The following is a 20,184-nucleotide window of genomic DNA, read 5'->3' as shown; positions in this document are numbered from 1 at the left end:
TTGGCGATGCGGCGTGGAGGCGCTGCGCCGCGAAGAGCTTTGGGGGGTGGCATGAAGATAACGGTGCTTGGAGCCGGTGTTGTCGGCACCGCGGCCGCGTATTATCTGGCCGCCGACGGCCATGAGGTCACCGTTATCGAGCGCCATCCGGCGCCGGCGCGCGGCACCAGCCAGTCCAATGCCGGTCTGGTGTCGCCGGGCGACGCCACCGCCTGGGCCTCGCCAGCGGCGCTGAAGACCTTCCTGCGCGCGCTCTGGAACCATGATCTCGGCATCAAGGTCAGGCTGCGCTTCGATCCTTATTTCCTCGCCTGGAGCCTGCGCTTCCTGCGCCAGTGCACGGTGGCGCGCCTGCGCGCCAACAGCCAGGTCAAACTGCGCCTGGCGCTCTATTCGCGCGACTGCATCAACGCGCTCTCCGACGCCACCGGCATCCACTATGACGAGCGCAAGAAGGGCATTCTTTATTTCTTCCGCTCGCAGCACAGTCTCGACACCGGCACCGACAACTACCAGTTTCTGGCGAAGCATGGCCTGCCGATCGAGATCGTGGGCCGCGACCGGCTGGTCGAACTTGAGCCCGGGCTCGCGGGCGTGAAGGAAAAGATCGCCGGCGGCGTTTATTCGCCGATCGACCAGACCGGGGATTCCAGGATATTCGTCGACGGGCTCGCCGCCTATGCTGCCGAAAAGCTTGGCGTCAGATTCCTGTTCGACACCACGGTCGAGGGGCTCGACATAGAGGGCGACTGGGTGCGTGCGGTCATGACATCGGCCGGCCCGGTGACGGGCGACGCCGTCGTCATCGCCATGGGCCCCGAGAGCGGCCTGATCGGTCGCCGCTACGGTATCGACCTGCCCGTCTATCCGGTTAAAGGCTATAGCGCGACCATCCCGCTGGAGGACGAGAGCAAGGGACCGACCATGGGCGGCGCCGACGAGGACCGGCTGGTTGGCTACTCCAGGCTCGGAAACCGCCTGCGCATGTCCTCGACAGCCGAGTTCACCGGCTTCGACCGCAGCTTCAAGCCCAGCGACTTCAAGTCCATGCTGAGCACCGGCAAAGACCTTTTCCCTGGCGCTTTCGACGAGAAGAAGGCGCTGTTGTGGGCAGGTCTGCGGCCGATGATGCCCAACTCGGTGCCGGTCATCGGCAAGGCGAAATACAAGAACCTTTACCTCGACACCGGCCACGGCCATGTCGGCTGGACCATGGCCTGCGGCTCGGGCAAGTTCCTGGCCGACCTCGTCGCCGGCCGCAAGCCGGAGATCGACCCGCAAGGGCTGGTCTACGGGAACTGAGGGAGCTCTAGTCGTCGTGTTGGCATGGAGTCCATTCGCCGTGCACCCATTCGGCAAGCCATCCGCGCTCAAGCTGGCCAATCTGTGCCAAGTTTTCCTGCCTGGCGGTCAAATGGCCGAGACCGATAACTTCGAAATCTCCACAGTCCGCAGGATGATCATGTTCGCCGCAGGTCAGTTGCCACTCACCATCGAAATGATGAACGACCAGCGTCACCGGCCTCTCCGATCGAAAGACGTGCCCACATACAATTGCTCTGGTTTCCAACATTGAGGCCGTCACTGCGCAAAGTTTGACAAATATCGTACGACGATCTGGAAGATGCATCTGGCTGACAGATTCTACAAACCCTGAGTGACGAAATGTCGGGACCGCAAGTCGCTATCGACCTTGGCCGCATCGAGCGCAACGCCCGCACCATCGTCGAGCGCTGCGCGCTGTCCGGCATCAAGGTGTTCGGAGTTACGAAGGGCACATGCGGCATGCCGCAAGTGGCGCGGGCCATGCTGCGCGGCGGTGTTGCCGGCATCGCGGAATCGCGCTTCGAAAACATCCGCCGGCTGCGCGACAGCGGCATCAATGCGCCGGTCATGCTGCTGCGCAGCCCGCCCATGGCGCGCGTCGAGGAGGTCGTGCGCACCGTCGACATCAGCCTGCAGTCGGAACTGACCACCATCCGCGAGATATCGCGCATTGCCGAGCGCATGGGCCGCGTCCACGATATCATGCTGATGATCGATCTCGGCGATCTCCGCGAAGGCATCTGGCCAAGCGACCTGATCCCCACCGTCGAGCAGATCCTGGAATTCAAGGGCGTGCGCATCGCCGGCATCGGCACCAATCTCGGCTGCTTCGGCGCCATAATGCCGACGCCGGAGAACCTTGGCCAACTCGTCGCCCATGCCTACAAGACCGAGCGCCTGTCCGGCAAAAGCCTCGACTTCATTTCCGGCGGCGCCTCGTCGTCGCTGACGCTGCTGCTCGAAGGCAAGCTGCCGCCCGGCATCAACAATCTGCGCGTGGGCGAGGCGATCCTGCAAGGCGGTGTCGAAACCTTTCGCGACGTGCCGTGGCCCGAACTCGAACCCGATGCCTGCCGGCTGACCAGCGACATCATCGAGGTCAAACTCAAGCCTTCGCGGCCGATCGGCACATCCGGCTACGACGCCTTCGGCAACCAGCCGGTCTTCGCCGACGAGGGCGACCGGCTGCGCGCCATCGCCAATATAGGCCGCGAGGACGTGCTGGTCGAAGGGCTGACGCCGATCGCCAAGGGGGTGAGGGTGCTCGGCGCTTCCAGCGACCATCTGCTGCTCGATGTGCAGGATGCCGATCCGCGACCTACCGTCGGCGACCGTGTCGCCTTCCGCATGAATTATGGCGCCATGCTTCTGGCGATGACCTCGGAATATGTCGAGAAGGCGCCGATGCACGACGTCGCGGATTTCTCCGGCCGCAAGATGGTGTCGATCTCGGCCGAACCGGAAGCCGGCGGGATTATCGCCCGCGAGGGAACCGGCGCGCGTCTGGAGGCGATGAATTTCGACGTGGTCGAACTCGCCGACGTCGAGCGGCCGCCCTCGGGCTTGATCCGGCTCGCTGCCGGCGCCGATCGCCGTATCGCCCACAAGGCGCTGACCGCAACGGCGCGCGCGACGCATTCCTTCGGCCTGATCTGGATCGATTCCATCGCCGCCCTGATGCCCGAGGACGAGGAGGCCAAAGACATGCCTGAAGTCTCGGTGCTGGCCCGCGCGCTCGGTCTCGATCACAAGCCCTGCGCACTGCAGCCGCAGCTGTCGCCGGAAAATGTCGTCATCGTCGGCCTGCGCCATGCCGATCCGGCGGAGGCAAGGGTGCTCAAGGATTCGCGTGTCTCGGCCTTCACCATGACCGACATCGACGCCATGGGCATGCGCGACCTCATGCACGAGGCGATCCGCATCGCCACCTCGGGCACGCAAGGCTTCCATCTCAGCTATTCGCCGACGGCGACCGAATTCGCCGGCTGGGCTGCGGGCTCCGGCGGGCTGACGGTGCGCGAGACGCATCAGGCGATGGAGGCGATCGCGCTGTCCGGCGGTCTGCTGTCGATGGACGTTTCCGGACTGACCGCCGGTCTGGAGCCGCGGATCGGCGCCGACGCCATCAACTTCGTCATGTCGGCCTTTGGCAAGCGGATTTTGTGATCAGCCTTGCGCCTCGACTGCCGCGCGCCACGCGGTGACATAGGCCGCCCAGACCGGGTCGGTCTGCGGTTCAGTTCTCTCGCCCTTGCCGTGTGGCACGGACTGATCCGTTGCCAGCAGCGCCGCGCCGATGCTGGTGCCGGTGGCGGCCTCGGAGGCGATGACGATTCGCGCGGTCGCTGCCGCCAGCATGCCGACAAAGAGGCGGTTGCGGGCAAACGGTCCTTCCACGGTGGTCGGGCCGTCGGCGCCGATCAGCTCAAGGCAGGTCGCCGTCATCAGCGCCAGATAGAAGGAGATGGCGGCGAACCGCTCGCCTTTGCTGATGCCCTCGGCACCAAGCCATGCCGCGGCATGGTGCGGGAACGGTCCTGATCCCTGCTGGGTAGAAGGCAAAAGCAGCATCTTTTTTGTCAGAACGGCCAGCACCTCGCTGCCGCTGCAGTCCTGCGGCTTGTCCTTGGTCAGCTGGGAAAACTCACGGCCACCCATGAAACGCGCCGAGGGCACGGGGTCGCCCAGCGCGCTGACATTGACCAGCGTGTCGCGCGCAGCATCGAGCGCAATCTCTCTGCCGCCGACCGCCATCGATACCACCCAGGTGCCGGTCGAGACGACCGAGAAGGGCGGATCGTCGGACAGAAGATGCGGCAATAGGGAGGCGTTGGAATCGTGCAGTCCGCAGAAAACCGGGGTCTGCGGATCGAGCCCGGTGCGCGCGGCAAGCGCCGGCAGGATCGGGCCGAGCTGGTCCCTGGCCGGCCGCACCGATGCCATCAGCCTGCGCCAATCCAGCCTGTCGACCATCGAGGAAAAGTCCGCCTCCCAAGGGCTCCACAGATCGGTGTGGCAGCCGAGCGAGGTCACCTCGTTGGCGGCAACGCCGGTCAGGCGCAGCGCCCAGTATTGCGGATACATCAGCATCGCGGCGGCCTTGGCGAATTCGGTGGGGAAACGCTTCTCAAGCCAGAAGAATTGCGCACCGAGATTGAGGCCGACCGGCAGGCGCGGCGTACCGGTTTTGGCGAAGGGCGCTCGGACAGCGTCATACTCCGCCGCCAGCCGGTCGGGGCCGTCGAACTCGTAGTCAAGCACCGGCAGCACCAGCTCGCCCGAGGCGTCGACCAGCACGCCGGTCGCACCATGCGTGGTGATCGAAATCGCGTCGATACGCTGTTCGCGGTCGAGGCTGGCAAGGCTGTTGAGGATAAACGTCCACAGCGCCTCGACATCGTGATGCGGATAGGGCGCTTGTCGCAGCGGCGCGTTCGCCATGCGGCGCAACCCCACCTCGCTCAGCGTGACGAGATCGACCAGCGCCACCTTGGCGTTGGTCTTGCCGATGTCGATGACGGCGATGTGGCGCAGCGCACTCATGCCATATGGAACATTGTTTCCAGGGGGATGGCCACCGGTTGGTTGTCCGGCCTGGTCTCCATGATGTCGGCCATGTGCGCCCACCAGCGCTGCATCACCGGATGCTTCGGCAGGTCGGCCATGCTATGGTCGTCCCGCCGCCACAGCACGCCGAACAGGATGTTGGTGTCTTCATCGAGATGGATCGAATAATCGGAGACGCCGGCCTGTCTCAGCAGCGCCACCAGCGACGGCCAGATCTCATCGTGGCGCTTTTTGTACTCGGCTTTCATGCCGGGTTTGAGCTGCATCTTGAAGGCGTATTTCTCGGGCATCAGCTGTTACCACGCAGCCGTCGCCAGATGATCGGCAGCGCGATGACGAAGATCAAGAGCAGGCCGATGAAGATCGACATGACGATGCCGGGCACGTTGAGCAGGCCGAGGCCGAAGGTCACCAGCCCCATGATAAAGGCGGCGAGCACGACGCCAACAATGCTGCCGGAGCCGCCCAGAATGCTGACGCCGCCCAGCACCACCATGGTGATGACCTCAAGCTCGTAACCCTGCGCGATGGACGGTCGCGTCGAGCCGAGCCGCGAGGTGATCAGCACCGAGGCGATGCCGGCCATCAGCCCTGTCAGGCAAAACAGGATGAATTTGATGCGGCCGACGCGAACGCCGGAAAACTGTGCCGCGACCGGATTGTTGCCGGTGGCAAAGACACGGCGGCCGAAACTGGTGCGATGCAGCAGGAACCAGTAGGCGACGGCCGCGATGAGGAAGAGCACCAGTTCGAACGACACCACCCACCAGACGTAACCCTGGCCCAAGAAAGCAAAACTCTCGGGATAGCCTTTGTAGGCCTGATCGCCCAGGATGATGAAGGCGATGCCGCGAAACAGGCTCATCGTGCCGATGGTGACGACGATGGAGGGCAGGCCGAGCCTTGTCACCAGGAGCCCGTTGAAGGCGCCGCAACCGAGCCCGACGACGATGCCGATAGCCACCAGCACCGGCGTGTCGGCGCCGGCCTGCACCGCCATGCCCATCATGGTCGAGGCGAGCGCGATGATGGCGGCGACCGACAGGTCGATCTCGCCCGAAATGATCAGCAGCGCCATCGCGAAGGCGATCAGGCCTTTCTCGGTGAAATTGAAAGTCAGATCCGACAGGGAGTAGGCGTCGAGGAAATAGGGCGAGGCGAAACTGTTGATGGCGAAGATGGCGACCGCCACGACGACCAGCAGCGCCTCCCAGGAAAAGATCGCCGAGGAGAGCGGCTTGTCGAGCCGGTCGGGAATGTGGCGCGGGGCGGGGGTGTCGGTCATGCCGCTTCCGCTTTCCTCAGGATAATCCGCCCCTGCTGACGTTCGCCACGCGCGTTGAGCACGACGGCCAGGATGATGGCGCTGCCTGAAATCGCCATCTGCCAGAAGGGCGAGATGTTGATGACGGGCAGCGCGTTGGAAATGATGCCGAGGAACAGCGCCCCTAACACCGCGCCCCCGACCGAGCCGATGCCGCCGGCAATCGAAATGCCGCCGATGACGCAGGCGGCGATGATGTTGAGTTCATAGCCGTTGGCGACCTCGACCGAGGCGATGACATAACGAGAAATCCAGAGATAACCGGCGAGCCCGCCGATCATGCCGGAAATGCAGAAGACGATGAATTTGGTTCGGCCGACATCGATGCCGGCATAGACCGACGCCGTCGGGTTGACGCCGATGGCATAGATCGAACGGCCAAGCGCGGTTCGCGTCATCACCACGAAGAACAGCGCGATGACCAGTATGGCGATCCAGGACAGAACCGGAATGCCCAGGAAAGCTGCGCGCTGGAAGCCGATGAAGTCCGGACTCATCTTGTCGGCATTGACCCAGGCGCCGCCGGAGAGGACGAAGGTGGCGCCGCGATAGATGGTGAGCGTGCCCAATGTCACCACGATCGAAGGGATGTTCAGCCGCCACACCAGCAGGCCGTTGATGGCGCCGAGCACCAGTCCGACGGCCAGCGCAATGACGATCAGCAGCGGGATCGGGATCGCCGGATGCGCGGCGTTCAGCATCGCCACCACCATGCCGGTGAAGCACAGGTTGGAGGCCATCGACAGGTCGATCGAGCGGGTCAGGATGACGACCATCTGTCCCAGCGCCAGGATCATCAGGATCGAGGTGTCGTTGAACACCTGGGCGAGATTGCCGGGGTCGGCAAAGGCCGGGAAGCGCGTCGAGATCAGAGCAATCAAAACGACGATCGCCGCTGCCAGCCAGATCTCGCGGAATTTCAGGAGAGCCTTCATGCCGCGATCCCCGCTGCCGTCCGGACCAGCGTTTCGGCGTCCAGCCCCTTATTATCGTAGACCGCCGCAACCAGCCCTTCGCGCATGACGACGACGCGGTCGGACATGCCCAGAATCTCCGGCAGTTCCGACGACACCATGATCACCGACAGGCCCTGCGCGACGAGCTCCGCCATGAAGCCGTGCACGGCGGCCTTGGAGCCGATGTCGATGCCCTTGGTCGGCTCGTCCAGGATGATCACCTTGGGCGCTGTCGCCAGCCATTTGGCGATGACGATCTTCTGTTGGTTGCCGCCCGACAGCGTGCCGACATCCTGGCTGAGCGAGGAGGCCCTGAGGTCAAGCCGCTCGGTGTAGGAGCGGGCGAGCGCGAATTCTTCCGACAATCGCAGCAGGCCGGATTTGGAGGTGCGCTTTAGCGAAGGCAGCGAGACATTCTGGAAGATCGGCAGGCCGATCACCACGCCCTGCTTGCCGCGCTCTTCCGGCACATAGACGATGCCGGCTTCGATGGAATCCGCCGCCGATTTCGGCGTGATCGTCTTGCCTTCCAGCGTGATCGTTCCACCCGATATGCGGGTGATGCCCGATATCGCCTGCATCACCTCTGACCGCCCGGCGCCGACAAGGCCGTAGAAACCGAGGATCTCGCCCTTGTGCAGTTCGAAGCCGATGTCGTTGAATTCGGTCGGGTGCGAAAGGCCAGCGACCGACAGCACCGGCGCGCCGATCTCGGCCTTGCGTTGCGGAAAGATGTGATCGACCGAGCGGCCGACCATCATGCGCACGATCTGGCTCTGGCCGGTATCCTTGATAAGGCCCTCGCCAACCATCTCGCCGTCGCGGAACACGGTGTAGCGATCGGCGATCCGATAGATCTCGTCGAACTTGTGGCTGATGAACAGGATCGCCTTGCCTTCCTCCTTGAGGAATTCGATCAGCAGGAAAAGCTCCTCGATCTCCTTCATCGAAAGGGCTGCGGTCGGCTCATCCATGATGACGATCTGCGCATCGATCGACATCGCGCGAGCAACCGCTACCAGATGCTTGTTGGCGATGCCGAGGTCTTTCAGCCGCGCATCGGCGTTGATATGGCCGGCATGCATGGTGTCGAGCACTTCGCGCGCGTGTTTTCGCATGGTGCGCCAGTCGATGGTGCCTAGCCGCGTGCGCGGCGCATGGCCGAGAAAAATGTTTTCGGCGACGCTCAGATCGTCGAACAGCACGGTTTCCTGATGAATGGCAGTGACGCCGTGGCCGAAGGCGGCATGCGCGCTGGGCAGGGTGACGGCCTGGCCGTCAATGCTGATCGTGCCGGCGTCGGGCTGGTAGATGCCGGTCATGATCTTGACCAGCGTCGACTTGCCGGCACCGTTTTCACCGATCAGCGCCGTAACCTGGCCGGGGTAAAGCGACAGGCTGACATTGTGCAGCGCGCGCACGCCGGGAAAGCTTTTGGAGACGCCGGACAGCGTCAGGCGCGGGGCAGGACCCGTGGGCTCCTCCTTCGCAATGCCGTGCTGGGCTGTCGTGTCCATATCCGTATCAAGCCCTGAAACAAGGTCCGTTTAAAGTCGCGGCGGGATTTTGGTCCCGCCGCGCTTGGTCCGAGACGTCCGAGATCAATAGATCTTGGAGAACTTTTCGATGTTGGACTTGTCGAACTGGAAGGGCGGAGCCATCGCAGCCGAGTTGCTGTCATCGAGCGTGACCTTGCCGACGCGGCCGATCGACAGCGTTGCGCCCGGCTTTGCCTCTTCCTTCTTCACCGCCAGATCATGAGCGAGGTAGACGGCGGAGTAGCCGAGGTCGATCGGATTCCAGAGGGCAACCGCCTGGCTGGAACCGTTGTCGATGAACTTCTTGAACTCCGACGGCAGCGCCAGACCCGTGACATTGACCTTGCCGATCAGGTTCGCGTCGGTGACGACCTGGGCAGCGGCAACGACGCCGACGGTGGTCGGCGCGATGATCGCCTTGAGGTTCGGATAGGATTTCAGCAGGCCCTTGGCTTCGTCGGTGCTCTTGGCCGAATCGTCATCGCCGTAGACGGTGGCGACGAGTTTGATCTTGGGGAATTTCTCCGGCAGGATCTTCTTGGCCGCGTCGATCCAGGCGTTCTGGTTGGTCGCGGTCGACGAAGCCGACAGAATGGCGACTTCGCCGCCTTCCGGCAGATAGTCGGCGGCCAGCTTGATGATGGTCTCGCCGATCAGGCCGGTGTCGGACGGGTTGAGATGCAGCTGGCGGCCTTCCTTGGCGACGCCCGAATCCCACGAGATGACGGTGATGCCGCGCTCCATGGCCTTCTTCAGCACCGGCACCAGCGCGTCGGCGTCATTGGCCGAAATCGCAATGGCGTTGACCTTCTGCGCGATCAGCGAATTGACCACTTCGATCTGCGCTTCGGCGGTCGCCTTGGTCGGGCCGGTGTAGATGATGTCGACATCGCCGAGTTCCTTGGCCGCCTCTTCGGCGCCCTTATTGGCGGCGTCGAAGAAGCCGTTGCCGAGCGACTTCACCACCAGCGCGATCTTGACGTTCTCGGCATAGGCGGCATTCACGAACATGGCGGCCGAGAACGCGGCCGTCACCATCAATTTCTTCAGAAAGCTCATCGTATTTCCTCCCTTGAGCGTTGCATTCCATCGTCGCTGCGGTTGGCCTCAGGCCTGCAGCGAGGATTCTTCCTTTGCCGACTTGCGGGCGACGATCAGCGTCACACCCGCGGCCTCCAGCATGTTGGCTTCGCGATCCTCGATGCCGTCATCGGTGATGACGGTGGCGATGCGCTTGAGCCCGCACAGGATCAGGCTCGAGCGCTGGCGGAATTTCGATGAGTCGACCAGCACCACCAGTTCGTCGGCCTGGTCGATCAGTTTCTGCTCCGCCTGGATCAGCAGCGGGTCGCCTTCCATCAGGCCAAGCGGCCCGAGCCCTTGAGCGCCCATGAACATGCGGCGCGCGTAGAAATTACGCGTCACGTCATTGTCGAAGGGCGAGAGGATGATGTTCTGCTCGCGGTAGATGGTGCCGCCCGACAGCATGACGGTGTTCTTCGAATGCTTGAGCAGGTGCTCGGCGATGGGGAACGAATTGGTGAAGATCGGCATGCGGCGTCCGGTCAGGAAATGCACCATCTGGAAGGTGGTGGTGCCGCCATTGATGATGATCGGTTCGCCGTCCTTGCACAGCTCCACCGCTTCGCGCGCAATCGCGCGCTTCTGCGAAGCGTTAAGCGTTTCGTTGACGGAAAAGGGCCGGCCGGCGAGGCCGATGAACTGCGGTGGCGAGATCGCCTCGGCGCCGCCACGCACGCGACGCAGGCGCTTTTGCACATGAAGAGCCGCGATATCGCGCCGGATCGTCGCCTCGGAGGAGTCCGTCAGGTCGACCATCTCCTGCACCGTCACCACAGGCTTTTCCTGGACGGCGGACAGAATGATCCTGTGGCGCTCTTTTTCGTGCATGGTTCCTCCCTGCATGGTCATGAGGCACTAGAAAACCACCAGTGTCAATCATTTCCGCTCATATAATTTCATTGTGCAGTGCAATATGATCGATCTTGATCGTTTATGATTGACAACCGAGATGCTTGCGTAGACATTTCCGGCAAAATGGACCGCGCCTTTTGCGTCCAGGGAGGATAATCATGCTCGACAAGCGCTCCGGCTCGCGCCTTGCCAACCTTTGGGACGATGCTAAAGCCAAGGGGCTGAGCGAGCCTGAGCTTCTGGTCTATCGCTCCAACACGCTCGGCTCCGACAAGCGTGTCACCAATTATGGCGGCGGCAACACCTCGTCCAAGATCCGGCAGAAGGACCCGCTCTCCGGCGCCGAAGTCGAAGTGCTATGGGTCAAGGGCTCGGGCGGCGACAGCGCCTCGATCAAGCTGGACGGTTTCGCCACGCTTTACATGGACAAACTGCAGGCGCTGAAAGGCCTTTATCGCGGCGTCGCGCATGAGGACGAGATGGTGGGCTATCTTCCCCACTGCACCTTCAATCTCAACCCGCGCGCGGCCTCGATCGACACGCCGCTGCACGCCTATGTGCCGAAGCCGTTCGTCGATCACATGCATCCCGATGCCATTATCGCGATTGCCGCGGCCAAGGATTCCAAGGCGTTGACCAAGGAGATATTCGGTGACGCCATCGGCTGGCTGCCGTGGAAGCGGCCGGGCTTCGAACTTGGCCTCTGGCTGGAGAAATTCTGCGTCGAACACCCCGAGGCCAAGGGCGTCATCCTCGAAAGCCACGGCTTGTTCACCTGGGGCGACACACCCAAGGAGTGCTATGAGACGACGATCTCGGTCATCAACCAGGCGATCGAATGGTTCGAGCGCCGCTCCGAGGGTCTCGCCATCTTCGGCGGCGAAGTCGTCAAATCGCTAGACGCCGCTGAGCGCCGCGCCATCGCGGCGAGACTGATGCCGAGGATCCGCGGCCTGATTTCGGAGAAGAGCCACAAGCTCGGCCATTTCGACGATTCCGCCGCTGTGCTCGAATTCGTCAACTCCAGGGATTTGCGCCCGCTGGCGGCACTCGGTACCTCATGCCCGGATCATTTCCTGCGCACAAAAATCCGCCCGCTGGTTATCGAGTTCGACCCAGCGAAGCCCGACGTCGAAGCCGTGATTGCGCGCCTCGCCGACGATATTGCTGAGTACCGTGTCGGCTACCAGGCCTATTACGACAGCTGCAAGCATCCGGACTCGCCCCCGATCCGCGACCCCAATGCCGTGGTCTACCTGATGCCCGGCGTCGGCATGTTCACCTTCGCCGGCGACAAGGCCACCGCCCGCATCTCTGGCGAATTCTACGTCAACGCCATCAACGTCATGCGCGGAGCCTCGACCGTCTCGTCCTATGTCGGCCTGCCGGCGCAGGAGGCCTTCGACATCGAATACTGGCTGCTCGAGGATTTGAAGCTGCAGCGCATGCCGAAGCCGAAGTCGCTCGCCGGCCAAATCGCGCTGGTCACCGGCGGCGCCGGCGGCATCGGCCGCGCCACCGCCAGCCGGCTGCTGCGCGAAGGCGCCTGCGTGGTGCTGGCCGATATCGACGAGGCCGCACTTGCCAGCGCCAATGACGAACTGGCGAAAGCCTATGGCAAGGACTTCGTCCGGCCGGTGCTGATCAACGTCACCGCGGAGGAGCAGGTGATTTCCGGCTTCGCCCAGACAGCCGTCGAGTTCGGCGGCATTGATATTCTCGTCTCCAACGCAGGCCTCGCCTCCTCGGCGCCGATCGAGGAGACGACGCTGGCGCTGTGGAACAAGAACATGGACATATTGTCGACCGGCTATTTCCTGGTCTCGCGCGAAGCCTTCCGGCTGTTTCGCGCCCAGAAGATCGGCGGCAATGTCGTCTTCGTCGCCTCCAAGAACGGCCTTGCCGCGTCACCCAACGCCGCCGCCTATTGCACCGCCAAGGCGGCCGAAATCCATCTCGCCCGCTGCCTGGCGCTGGAAGGCGCGGAAGCCCAGATCCGCGTCAACGTCGTCAATCCGGACGCCGTGTTGCGCGGTTCGAAGATCTGGACCGGCGAGTGGAAGGAACAGCGCGCCGCCGCCTACAAGATGTCGACCGACGACCTCGAAGAGCACTACCGCTCGCGCTCGATGCTGAAGCGCTCGGTGTTTCCGGAAGACATTGCCGAAGCGATTTATTTCCTGGCGTCCGACATGTCGGCCAAATCCACCGGCAACATCATCAACGTCGACGCCGGCAACGCGCAGAGCTTTACGCGCTAGGCTTTTTCTCGTCCAAGGCAGGGCAATCGCATATGACATTGTCTGAAATGTTTGCCCGGCACCTACCCCCACCCTTAATCCCTCCCCACAGGGGGGAGGGAGACCCGCTGGCGCTGACCTCTGCAAATTATCGAGGTCTGGATGCAAGGGCGGAAATAGCAAGGGCGCGCGGCAGCGTCCCCTCCCCCTTGTGGGGAGGGCTAGGGTGGGGGTCCTCCTCGTAAGAATTTTTATGCAATAGCCCTGCCGTCTACGGGGAGAAATGCCTGGCAGGCGGGGCAGCGCCGATGCAGCAAATATTGGGAGGAATAGCAGTGTCGGAATTCATCATCTCCGCTGACGTTGTCGAAAAGAGCAACGCCGCCCGCAAACCCGACCTCGAACGCGACTACGCCTCGCTCGGGGAACGCCTCGACCGTCGCGGCATCGCCATCGACGCCATCCGCGGCAAGGTCGAGAAATTCGCCGTCGCCATTCCGTCCTGGGGCGTCGGCACAGGCGGCACGCGGTTTGCCCGTTTTCCCGGCGCCGGCGAGCCGCGCGACATTTTCGACAAGATCGAGGACTGCGCCGTCATCAGCCAGCTGACGCAGGCGACACCGACCGTCTCGTTGCACATCCCGTGGGACAAGGCCGATCCGAACCGGCTGAAGCAGGCCGCCTCGCGCTTCGGCCTCGGCTTCGACGCCATGAACTCCAACACCTTTTCGGATGCCAGGGATCAGACGCTCTCCTACAAATTCGGCTCGCTTTCGCATGCCGATGCCGGCACGCGCCGCCAGGCGGTCGAGCACAATCTCGAATGCATCGAGATCGGCAAGACGCTGGGGTCCAGGGCGCTGACAGTGTGGATCGGCGACGGCTCGAATTTCCCCGGCCAGGTCAATTTCGCCAAAGCCTTCGAGCGCTATCTCGACGCCATGAAGGAGATCTATGCCGGACTGCCCGCCGACTGGAAACTGTTCACCGAACACAAAATGTACGAGCCGGCTTTCTACTCCACGGTCGTGCAGGACTGGGGCACCAATTACATGATCGCCAAGGAGCTGGGCGACAAGGCCTACTGCCTGGTCGACCTCGGCCACCATGCGCCCAACGTCAACATCGAGATGATCGTGTCGCGGCTGATCCAGTTCAAGAAGCTCGGCGGCTTCCATTTCAACGATTCGAAGTATGGCGACGACGATCTCGATGCCGGCTCGATCGATCCCTATCGGCTGTTCCTGGTCTTCAACGAACTGGTTGATGCCGAGCTTTCCGGCGCCGAGGGTTTCGATCCCGCTCACATGCTCGACCAGAGCCACAACGTCACCGACCCGATCGAAAGCCTGATGCTGTCGGCAGTCGAGGTGCAGCGCGCCTATGCGCAGGCGCTGCTGGTCAACCGCAAGGCGCTCGAGGGTTTCCAAGACGGCAATGATGCGCTGATGGCGACGCAGACGCTAAAAGCTGCCTACCGCACCGATGTCGAGCCGATCCTTGCCATGGCGCGGCTGAACACAGGCGGCGCCATCGATCCAGTCGCCGCATATCGCGCGGCGGGCTACCGGGCGAAGGTCGCGGCGGAACGGCCGGCGGTTATGGGCGGGTCAGGCGGGATTGTTTGAGATTGGCTAATCTCCACCACAGGGGGGAGATTAGCTTGCCTCTGCCGGCAGGCGAACACCAATATGTGTTCGCTCATATTGATGATGGACTCGGGCGCTCCATGTAGCTCTTCTAGGCACACCGCACTTGGAGCACCGCCATGCCCTTGACCCGCCGGACGCTGATTGGCGTCACCCTTTCGCTCGCAATTGCGCTCGCGCCATCCGGCGCGCTCCATGCCGCCTCGCCTCAACCGGCGAAGGGCGAGCACGGCATGGTCGTCACCGCCCAGCATCTGGCGTCGGAAGCCGGCGTCGAGGTGCTGAAGAAGGGCGGCAATGCCGTCGATGCGGCGGTCGCCGTCGGCTATGCGCTCGCCGTCGTCTACCCTAATGCCGGCAATATCGGCGGTGGCGGGTTCATGACCATCCGCTTCAAGGACGGCAAATCGACCTTCCTCGATTTCCGCGAGCGCGCGCCGCTGGCGGCAACCAAGACCATGTATCTCGACAAGGACGGCAATCCGGTGAAGGGCGCCAGCCTTGATGGCTACCTCGCGGTCGGCGTACCTGGTTCCGTGGCAGGGTTCGAGATGGCTCGTGAAAAATATGGCACGCTGCCACGCCAGGATTTGATGGCGCCGGCAATTGCCTATGCCAAGGATGGCTTCATCCTCGACCAGGGCGACGCTGCTTCATTCGCAAGCAATGCCGCACGGCTGGCGAAGGACCCTGCCGCCGCCGCCATCTTCCTGAAGCCGGACGGCAAACCCTATGGCGCCGGCGAGCGTCTCCTCCAGCCCGATCTTGCAGCCTCGCTCGCCGCCATCTCCGAAAAAGGCGCCGAAGCCTTCTACAAAGGCGCCATCGCCGGCGCCATCGTCAAGGCGAGCGGCGCCAGGGGCGGCATTCTGGCCAAGGCAGACTTCGAGCAATATAAGGTACGCGAGCTGCAACCGGTGAGCTGCACCTATCGCGGTTACGAGATCGTCTCTTCGCCCCCGCCAAGCTCGGGCGGCGTCATCATCTGCGAAATCCTCAACGTGCTGGAGGGCTACCCGCTGTCCTATCTTGGCGCCGGCTCGGCCGAGACGGTGCACGTCACGGTCGAGGCGATGCGCTACGCCTATGTGGACCGCAACTCGGCGCTCGGCGATCCCGATTTCGTCGACAATCCGGTCTCGAAACTGCTCGACAAGGGTTACGCCAAGGAGATCCGCGACAAGATCGACCCGTTCCGCGCCGGCGTCTCGCAGGATTTGATGCCGAAGGGCTTCGGCGAGTCGAAGGAAACGACGCACTATTCGATCATCGACGATGACGGCAATGCGGTCGCGATCACCTATACGCTGAACGGCTCGTTCGGCGCCGGCGTGGTCGCGGACGGCACCGGCATCCTGCTCAACAACGAGATGGATGATTTCACCCAGAAGCCTGGCGTGCCCAACCTCTACGGTCTCGTGCAGGGAGAGGCCAATGCCATCCAGCCGAAGAAGACGCCGCTGTCATCGATGAGCCCGACCATCGTCGCCAAGGACGGCAAGCCGTTCATGGTTATCGGCAGCCCCGGCGGCTCGCGCATCATCACCATCACGCTGGAAGCCATCGTCAACGTCATCGACCACGGCATGAACATCCAGGAGGCGATCGACGCATCGCGCATCCACCATCAATGGCTGCCCGACACGATCTATGTCGAACCCTTCGGCCTGTCGCCCGACACTGAAAAACTGCTGGCCGGCATGGGCTACCACCTCGATCTCGCGGATTCTACCTGGGGTCAGGCGGCCGGCATTCTTGTCGGGGGCAAGAGCCTGGCGGAAATCGAGAAGGGCGGCGGCGCCCGCTACAACGGCGCCATCGACAGCCGCGCCGCATCCGGCGAGGCGATTGGCTACTGATCAAAACAAGAGATTGATCAGAGGACGAGCGTAAGCGTCGACCCGACGAGCATCAGCGCCGCGATCGCGACGAACGCCGCGTAGATGCGGGGACGGTCGAGGAGCAGCGCATTGCCCGATATCCAGGCCGCGGTTGCGCCGCCAAGCGCAAACAGGAAGCCGTTCCGGTGACCAAAGGTCATGGAAGCGGCCATCAGCCCGCCAATGATCAGCGCGCCGAAGACGATGATCACGGCAACGGCGTATTTCTCGAAGTCGTTGCCGCCGCCCATGGCCGGGCCGATCGCGTTCAAATTCGTCAGATCGTCCGGATCGAACGGGTTGGTCGATCCATATTCATCTTGACCGACAGGTTCTCGCATCATTCATTCTCCGCTGACCGGCAACAAATCATCAACATCTGCCGAGCGCAACCGGATCGCGCCGTGCCGAAGGCCGCCGATGCGGTCTTCAACACTTTCTGATGCCGACTTGCCACGGTTTTTTTGCGCCGGTTCACAAAATCTACCCTGCTTTCGGGTCCACACGCCTGAATACCTGGAAAATGAATTACCTGGAAAAATCGCTGCGCACGATGCGGTGCCGCTGCAGCTTGTCGTAGAAGGTCTTGCGCGGAATGCCGAGCGCTTCAATCGTGCGCCGGACATCGCCGTCATTGCGGCCAAGCGCCTCGCGGATGACATTGGCTTCATAGCGTTCCAGCTGTTCCGGCAGTGAGCTGGCGTCATCCGGCTCCGCCGGGGCGGAAGGTGGCGCTTGCGCCGCTTCCTCGAGTCCCAGCACGAAACGCTCGGCGAAATGCGCGAGTTCACGCACATTGCCCGGCCAGTCGTGCTGGCTCAGATGGCGGTGCACTGAGGCAGGCACGGCTGGCATTTGCCGGCGGAAGCGGCCGGCTGCACGCTCGGCGAAGTAGAAGAACAGCAGGGCGACGTCGTCGCGGCGTTCGCGCAGCGGCGGGATCGAGATCGTCACCACATTGAGCCGGTAGTAGAGATCCTCGCGGAAGGCGCCGCGCCGGCTGGCGTCGCCGAGATCGACCTTGGCGGCGGCGACGACGCGCAGGTCGACCGGCCGGATTTCATTGGTGCCGAGCGGCGTCACCTCGCGCATTTCCAGCACCCGCAGCATCTGCACCTGGGTCGAGGCCGGCATGCTTTCGATCTCGTCGAGGAACAGCGTGCCGCCGCTCGAATGCTCGATCCGGCCGATGCGCTTCTTCTGTGCGCCGGTGAAGGCGCCGGCCTCATGGCCGAACAGCTCGCTTTCGATGACCGTGTCCGGCAGCGCGCCGCAATTCAGCGCCACGAAATTGCCCCTGGCGCGGCGGCTCCAGCGATGCAGCAGGCTCGCCACCACCTCCTTGCCGGAGCCGGTCTCGCCGGTCACCAGAACGTCGACATCGGTATCGGCGATTTGCCGCAGCGTCCGGCGCAATCGCTCCATCGCCAGCGTCTGCCCGATCAGCGGCAGGCCGTCCTGCGCCTGTTCGGCGCTTTCGCGCAAGGCGCGGTTCTCCATCACCAGCCGGCGCTTTTCCGCCGCCCGTGCCACACTTTGCGCCAGCCGGTCGGCGGCGAAAGGCTTGGTGATGAAGTCGTAGGCGCCATCCTTGATCGCCTTGACCGCAACCGCGATGTCGCCATGCCCGGTGACCAGGATTACCGGAATGTCGGCATCAAGCTGCAAGACGCGGTCGAAGAGCTGCAGGCCGTCAATGCCGGGCATGCGGATGTCGGACACCACCACGCCGGGAAAATTGGCGTCGAGCCCGGCCAGCGCCTCGTTCGCCACCGCAAAGGCCGAGACGGAAAAACCAGCGAGTTCCAGCGTCTGCCGCGTGGCCCTCCGCAATTCGCTATCGTCGTCGATCAATACGACCGGTGCGGTGTCCATCATGCTGCCCTGGCGAGGTGAATGGTAAAGCGCGTGCCGGCCTGGTCGCTCGCCACCTCGATGCGTCCGCCATAGTCGGCGACGATGTCCTGCGAGATGACGAGGCCGAGCCCGAGGCCTTTTTCCTTCGAGGTGTTGAACGGCGTGAACAATGACTTGAGGATGGCAGGCGAAATGCCCGGCCCATTGTCGGCGACGGCAAGCGCCACGCCGTCGGCCGTCTCCTGGGCCGACACCTGCACCCTGGCGCCGTCGCGCCCGTCCAGCGCTTCCAGCGCATTCTGGAACAGGTTGATCAGCACCTGTTCGAGCCGCAGCCGGTTGCCCATCACCTTGAGCGTTACCGGCGGAAGCGTGATATCGAGTGCGTCCAGCCGACCGGCAAAGCGGCTTCTGAGCAGCACCACGGCGCCCTCGATGACGCCGCGCAATTCGACCGGTTCGGCTGCCGTGCGCCCCTTGCGGGCAAAGACCTTCAACTCTTCGGTGATGCCTCCGATGCGCTCGGTCAGCGCGGCAATCGCGCCAAGGTTCTCCTCGGCCGAGGCGGTCTGCTTGCGCTCCAGGAACACACGCGCATTGTCGGCATAGGCGCGGATCGTCGCCACCGGCTGGTTGATCTCATGCGCGACCCCGGCGGCAACCTGGCCGAGGGTAGCAAGACGGTTGGCCTGCACCAATTCCTGCTGCATGACCTGCAGCTTGGCTTCGGTGCTGCGGTGATCGGTGATCTCGGCCTGCAGCCGGTCGCGCGCCAGGCTGAGGTCATGCGTACGCTCGACGACGCGGCGCTCAAGCTCGATGCGCGCTGCCTGTTCGGCAGCGATGCGCATCTGCGCCGACTGACGGCGCCACAGGAGATAGCCGGCCAGCGCCAGCAACGGCACCACGACGCCCAGCGCCAGCAGCCGCATCTCACGCACCGCAGCCGCGATCGGCGCTTCGACCGGCACGAGATAATCGAGCCGCCATGGCGTCGATTGGACCAGTGTCGAAAGCCTGAGATATTCGGCATCGCTGCCGCCCGGTGTTATCGCATGCACCATCGACACGTCAGGGCTCAATGCCTCGGGGCGTGTGATCGGCAAGGGGATCAGCGGCGCGTTGCCGAATTGCTGGCTGCTCCGGATGGCGGCAGCCACCGGGCCGGTCAGCGGCGCGGTGGTCATGAAGCGCCAGGACGGCACGCTGGTGATCAGCACGACGCCGTGGTCGTCGCTGACATAGGCCGGCCGGTTGGCCTCATGCCAGTCGGCTTCAAGCTGGTCGAATTCCATCTTGACGACGACGACGCCGAGCGGTGCCGCCGCATTGCCGACGCGACGCGAAATATAGAGGCCCGGGCGCTTGCTGATGTTGCCCAGCGCAAAATATTCGGCCGTTCTCGATTGCATGGCGCCGGAGAAATAGGCGCGGAAACCATAGTCGTTGCCGACGAAGCTGGTTGTTTCGCGCCAGTTGCTGGAGGCGATCGCAAACCCGTCGACGCCGGTGACGTAAAGCACCGAAGCCTTGGTGCCGGAGACCAGCCCTTCGAGCTTGCGGTTGAGCACGTCGATCGTGACAGCGCCCTTGTTCTGCAGGGCGTCATGCACCTGCTGGTCCTCGGACAAGAGCAGCGGCAGCGCCCGCGGGCTTTCCAGCACGGCGCGCAGCAACGCAACCTTCAGATTGGCATCGGTGCGGCCTTGCGCCGCCAGTGCCGCGACCTCGGCGCGGCGCGCGTAGAGGCCGGCGCCGGTGAGCGCCGTGGCAACGATCACCAGCGCGATCGCCGCAAACAGCAGCCAGGCGCGACGCGCGCGTTTGCCGAGTTGCTCGGGCGTCGGCGACAGGACCGCGGCAGGGCGTTGCAGCATTCCCTATTTGTGCATGATTTCGCACAAAGCACAAT

16 protein-coding genes are annotated in these 20,184 nt (G+C 63.4%); 5 read left to right on the top strand and 11 right to left on the bottom strand.

Annotated features, from left to right (window positions below):
• Positions 1–51 precede the first annotated feature (51 nt).
• Positions 52–1,302 (top strand): D-amino acid dehydrogenase, encoded by a 1,251-nt coding sequence (locus tag NLY33_RS01385; protein WP_023669653.1) that lies wholly within the window; start codon positions 52–54, stop codon positions 1,300–1,302.
• Positions 1,303–1,309: 7 nt separating this feature from the next.
• Here the strand turns inward: NLY33_RS01385 and NLY33_RS01380 are convergent, their stop codons facing one another.
• Positions 1,310–1,519 (bottom strand): hypothetical protein, encoded by a 210-nt coding sequence (locus NLY33_RS01380; protein WP_023703422.1) that lies wholly within the window; start codon positions 1,517–1,519, stop codon positions 1,310–1,312.
• Positions 1,520–1,665: 146 nt separating this feature from the next.
• Between NLY33_RS01380 and NLY33_RS01375 the strand changes: the two genes are divergently transcribed.
• A complete protein-coding gene (locus tag NLY33_RS01375; protein ID WP_023703421.1) occupies positions 1,666–3,492 on the top strand; it encodes an alanine racemase in 1,827 nt (608 codons plus the stop codon).
• Here NLY33_RS01375 and NLY33_RS01370 read toward each other — a convergent pair whose 3' ends face one another.
• The 7 genes from NLY33_RS01370 to NLY33_RS01340 all read right to left on the bottom strand — a co-directional run bounded on the left by NLY33_RS01370 (position 3,493) and on the right by NLY33_RS01340 (position 10,622).
• Complete coding sequence (locus NLY33_RS01370) at positions 3,493–4,869, bottom strand: FGGY-family carbohydrate kinase (RefSeq protein WP_023703420.1); 1,377 nt, start codon at positions 4,867–4,869, stop codon at positions 3,493–3,495.
• Entirely contained in the window at positions 4,866–5,183 is a 318-nt protein-coding gene (gene rhaM, locus NLY33_RS01365; RefSeq protein WP_023703419.1) for an L-rhamnose mutarotase, read from the bottom strand. Before rhaM ends, NLY33_RS01370 begins: the two co-directional genes overlap by 4 nt.
• Positions 5,183–6,178 carry an ABC transporter permease gene (locus NLY33_RS01360; RefSeq protein WP_023703418.1) on the bottom strand — a complete coding sequence of 332 codons (996 nt, stop codon included), beginning with the start codon at positions 6,176–6,178 and terminating at the stop codon, positions 5,183–5,185. The genes rhaM and NLY33_RS01360 overlap by 1 nt, the downstream gene beginning before the upstream one ends.
• Positions 6,175–7,152: an ABC transporter permease gene (locus NLY33_RS01355; protein ID WP_023681925.1), complete on the bottom strand. Its 978-nt coding sequence runs from the start codon at positions 7,150–7,152 to the stop codon at positions 6,175–6,177. The genes NLY33_RS01360 and NLY33_RS01355 overlap by 4 nt, the downstream gene beginning before the upstream one ends.
• Positions 7,149–8,690 (bottom strand): sugar ABC transporter ATP-binding protein, encoded by a 1,542-nt coding sequence (locus NLY33_RS01350; protein WP_023708171.1) that lies wholly within the window; start codon positions 8,688–8,690, stop codon positions 7,149–7,151. The genes NLY33_RS01355 and NLY33_RS01350 overlap by 4 nt, the downstream gene beginning before the upstream one ends.
• Before the next feature lie 84 nt (positions 8,691–8,774).
• Positions 8,775–9,770, bottom strand: a complete 996-nt coding sequence (gene rhaS, locus NLY33_RS01345) for a rhamnose ABC transporter substrate-binding protein (protein WP_023669661.1) — start codon at positions 9,768–9,770, stop codon at positions 8,775–8,777.
• Between the two features lie 48 nt (positions 9,771–9,818).
• Positions 9,819–10,622, bottom strand: a complete 804-nt coding sequence (locus NLY33_RS01340) for a DeoR/GlpR family DNA-binding transcription regulator (RefSeq protein ID WP_023669662.1) — start codon at positions 10,620–10,622, stop codon at positions 9,819–9,821.
• Between the two features lie 182 nt (positions 10,623–10,804).
• On the opposite strand from NLY33_RS01340, the gene NLY33_RS01335 reads away from it, so the two are divergent.
• The 3 genes from NLY33_RS01335 to ggt all read left to right on the top strand — a co-directional run bounded on the left by NLY33_RS01335 (position 10,805) and on the right by ggt (position 16,394).
• A complete protein-coding gene (locus tag NLY33_RS01335; protein WP_023703415.1) occupies positions 10,805–12,907 on the top strand; it encodes a bifunctional rhamnulose-1-phosphate aldolase/short-chain dehydrogenase in 2,103 nt (700 codons plus the stop codon).
• A 314-nt stretch (positions 12,908–13,221) separates the two neighbouring features.
• Entirely contained in the window at positions 13,222–14,514 is a 1,293-nt protein-coding gene (gene rhaI / locus NLY33_RS01330) for an L-rhamnose catabolism isomerase (protein WP_023703414.1), read from the top strand.
• 140 nt (positions 14,515–14,654) lie between these two features.
• A complete protein-coding gene (gene ggt / locus NLY33_RS01325) occupies positions 14,655–16,394 on the top strand; it encodes a gamma-glutamyltransferase (protein WP_023703413.1) in 1,740 nt (579 codons plus the stop codon).
• Between the two features lie 17 nt (positions 16,395–16,411).
• Here ggt and NLY33_RS01320 read toward each other — a convergent pair whose 3' ends face one another.
• The 3 genes from NLY33_RS01320 to NLY33_RS01310 form a co-directional block, all read right to left on the bottom strand.
• Positions 16,412–16,759: a hypothetical protein gene (locus NLY33_RS01320; protein ID WP_032891259.1), complete on the bottom strand. Its 348-nt coding sequence runs from the start codon at positions 16,757–16,759 to the stop codon at positions 16,412–16,414.
• Positions 16,760–16,943: 184 nt separating this feature from the next.
• Positions 16,944–18,293, bottom strand: a complete 1,350-nt coding sequence (locus NLY33_RS01315; RefSeq protein ID WP_023703411.1) for a sigma-54-dependent transcriptional regulator — start codon at positions 18,291–18,293, stop codon at positions 16,944–16,946.
• Complete coding sequence (locus NLY33_RS01310; protein ID WP_023692505.1) at positions 18,290–20,149, bottom strand: sensor histidine kinase; 1,860 nt, start codon at positions 20,147–20,149, stop codon at positions 18,290–18,292. The genes NLY33_RS01315 and NLY33_RS01310 overlap by 4 nt, the downstream gene beginning before the upstream one ends.
• Positions 20,150–20,184 lie beyond the last annotated feature (35 nt).

It is taken from the genome of Mesorhizobium sp. C432A (assembly GCF_030323145.1).
In the GTDB taxonomy this organism is placed as follows: domain Bacteria; phylum Pseudomonadota; class Alphaproteobacteria; order Rhizobiales; family Rhizobiaceae; genus Mesorhizobium.
Note: the sequence above shows the minus strand (reverse complement) of the source record. Positions and strands in the feature narration are given on the sequence as shown.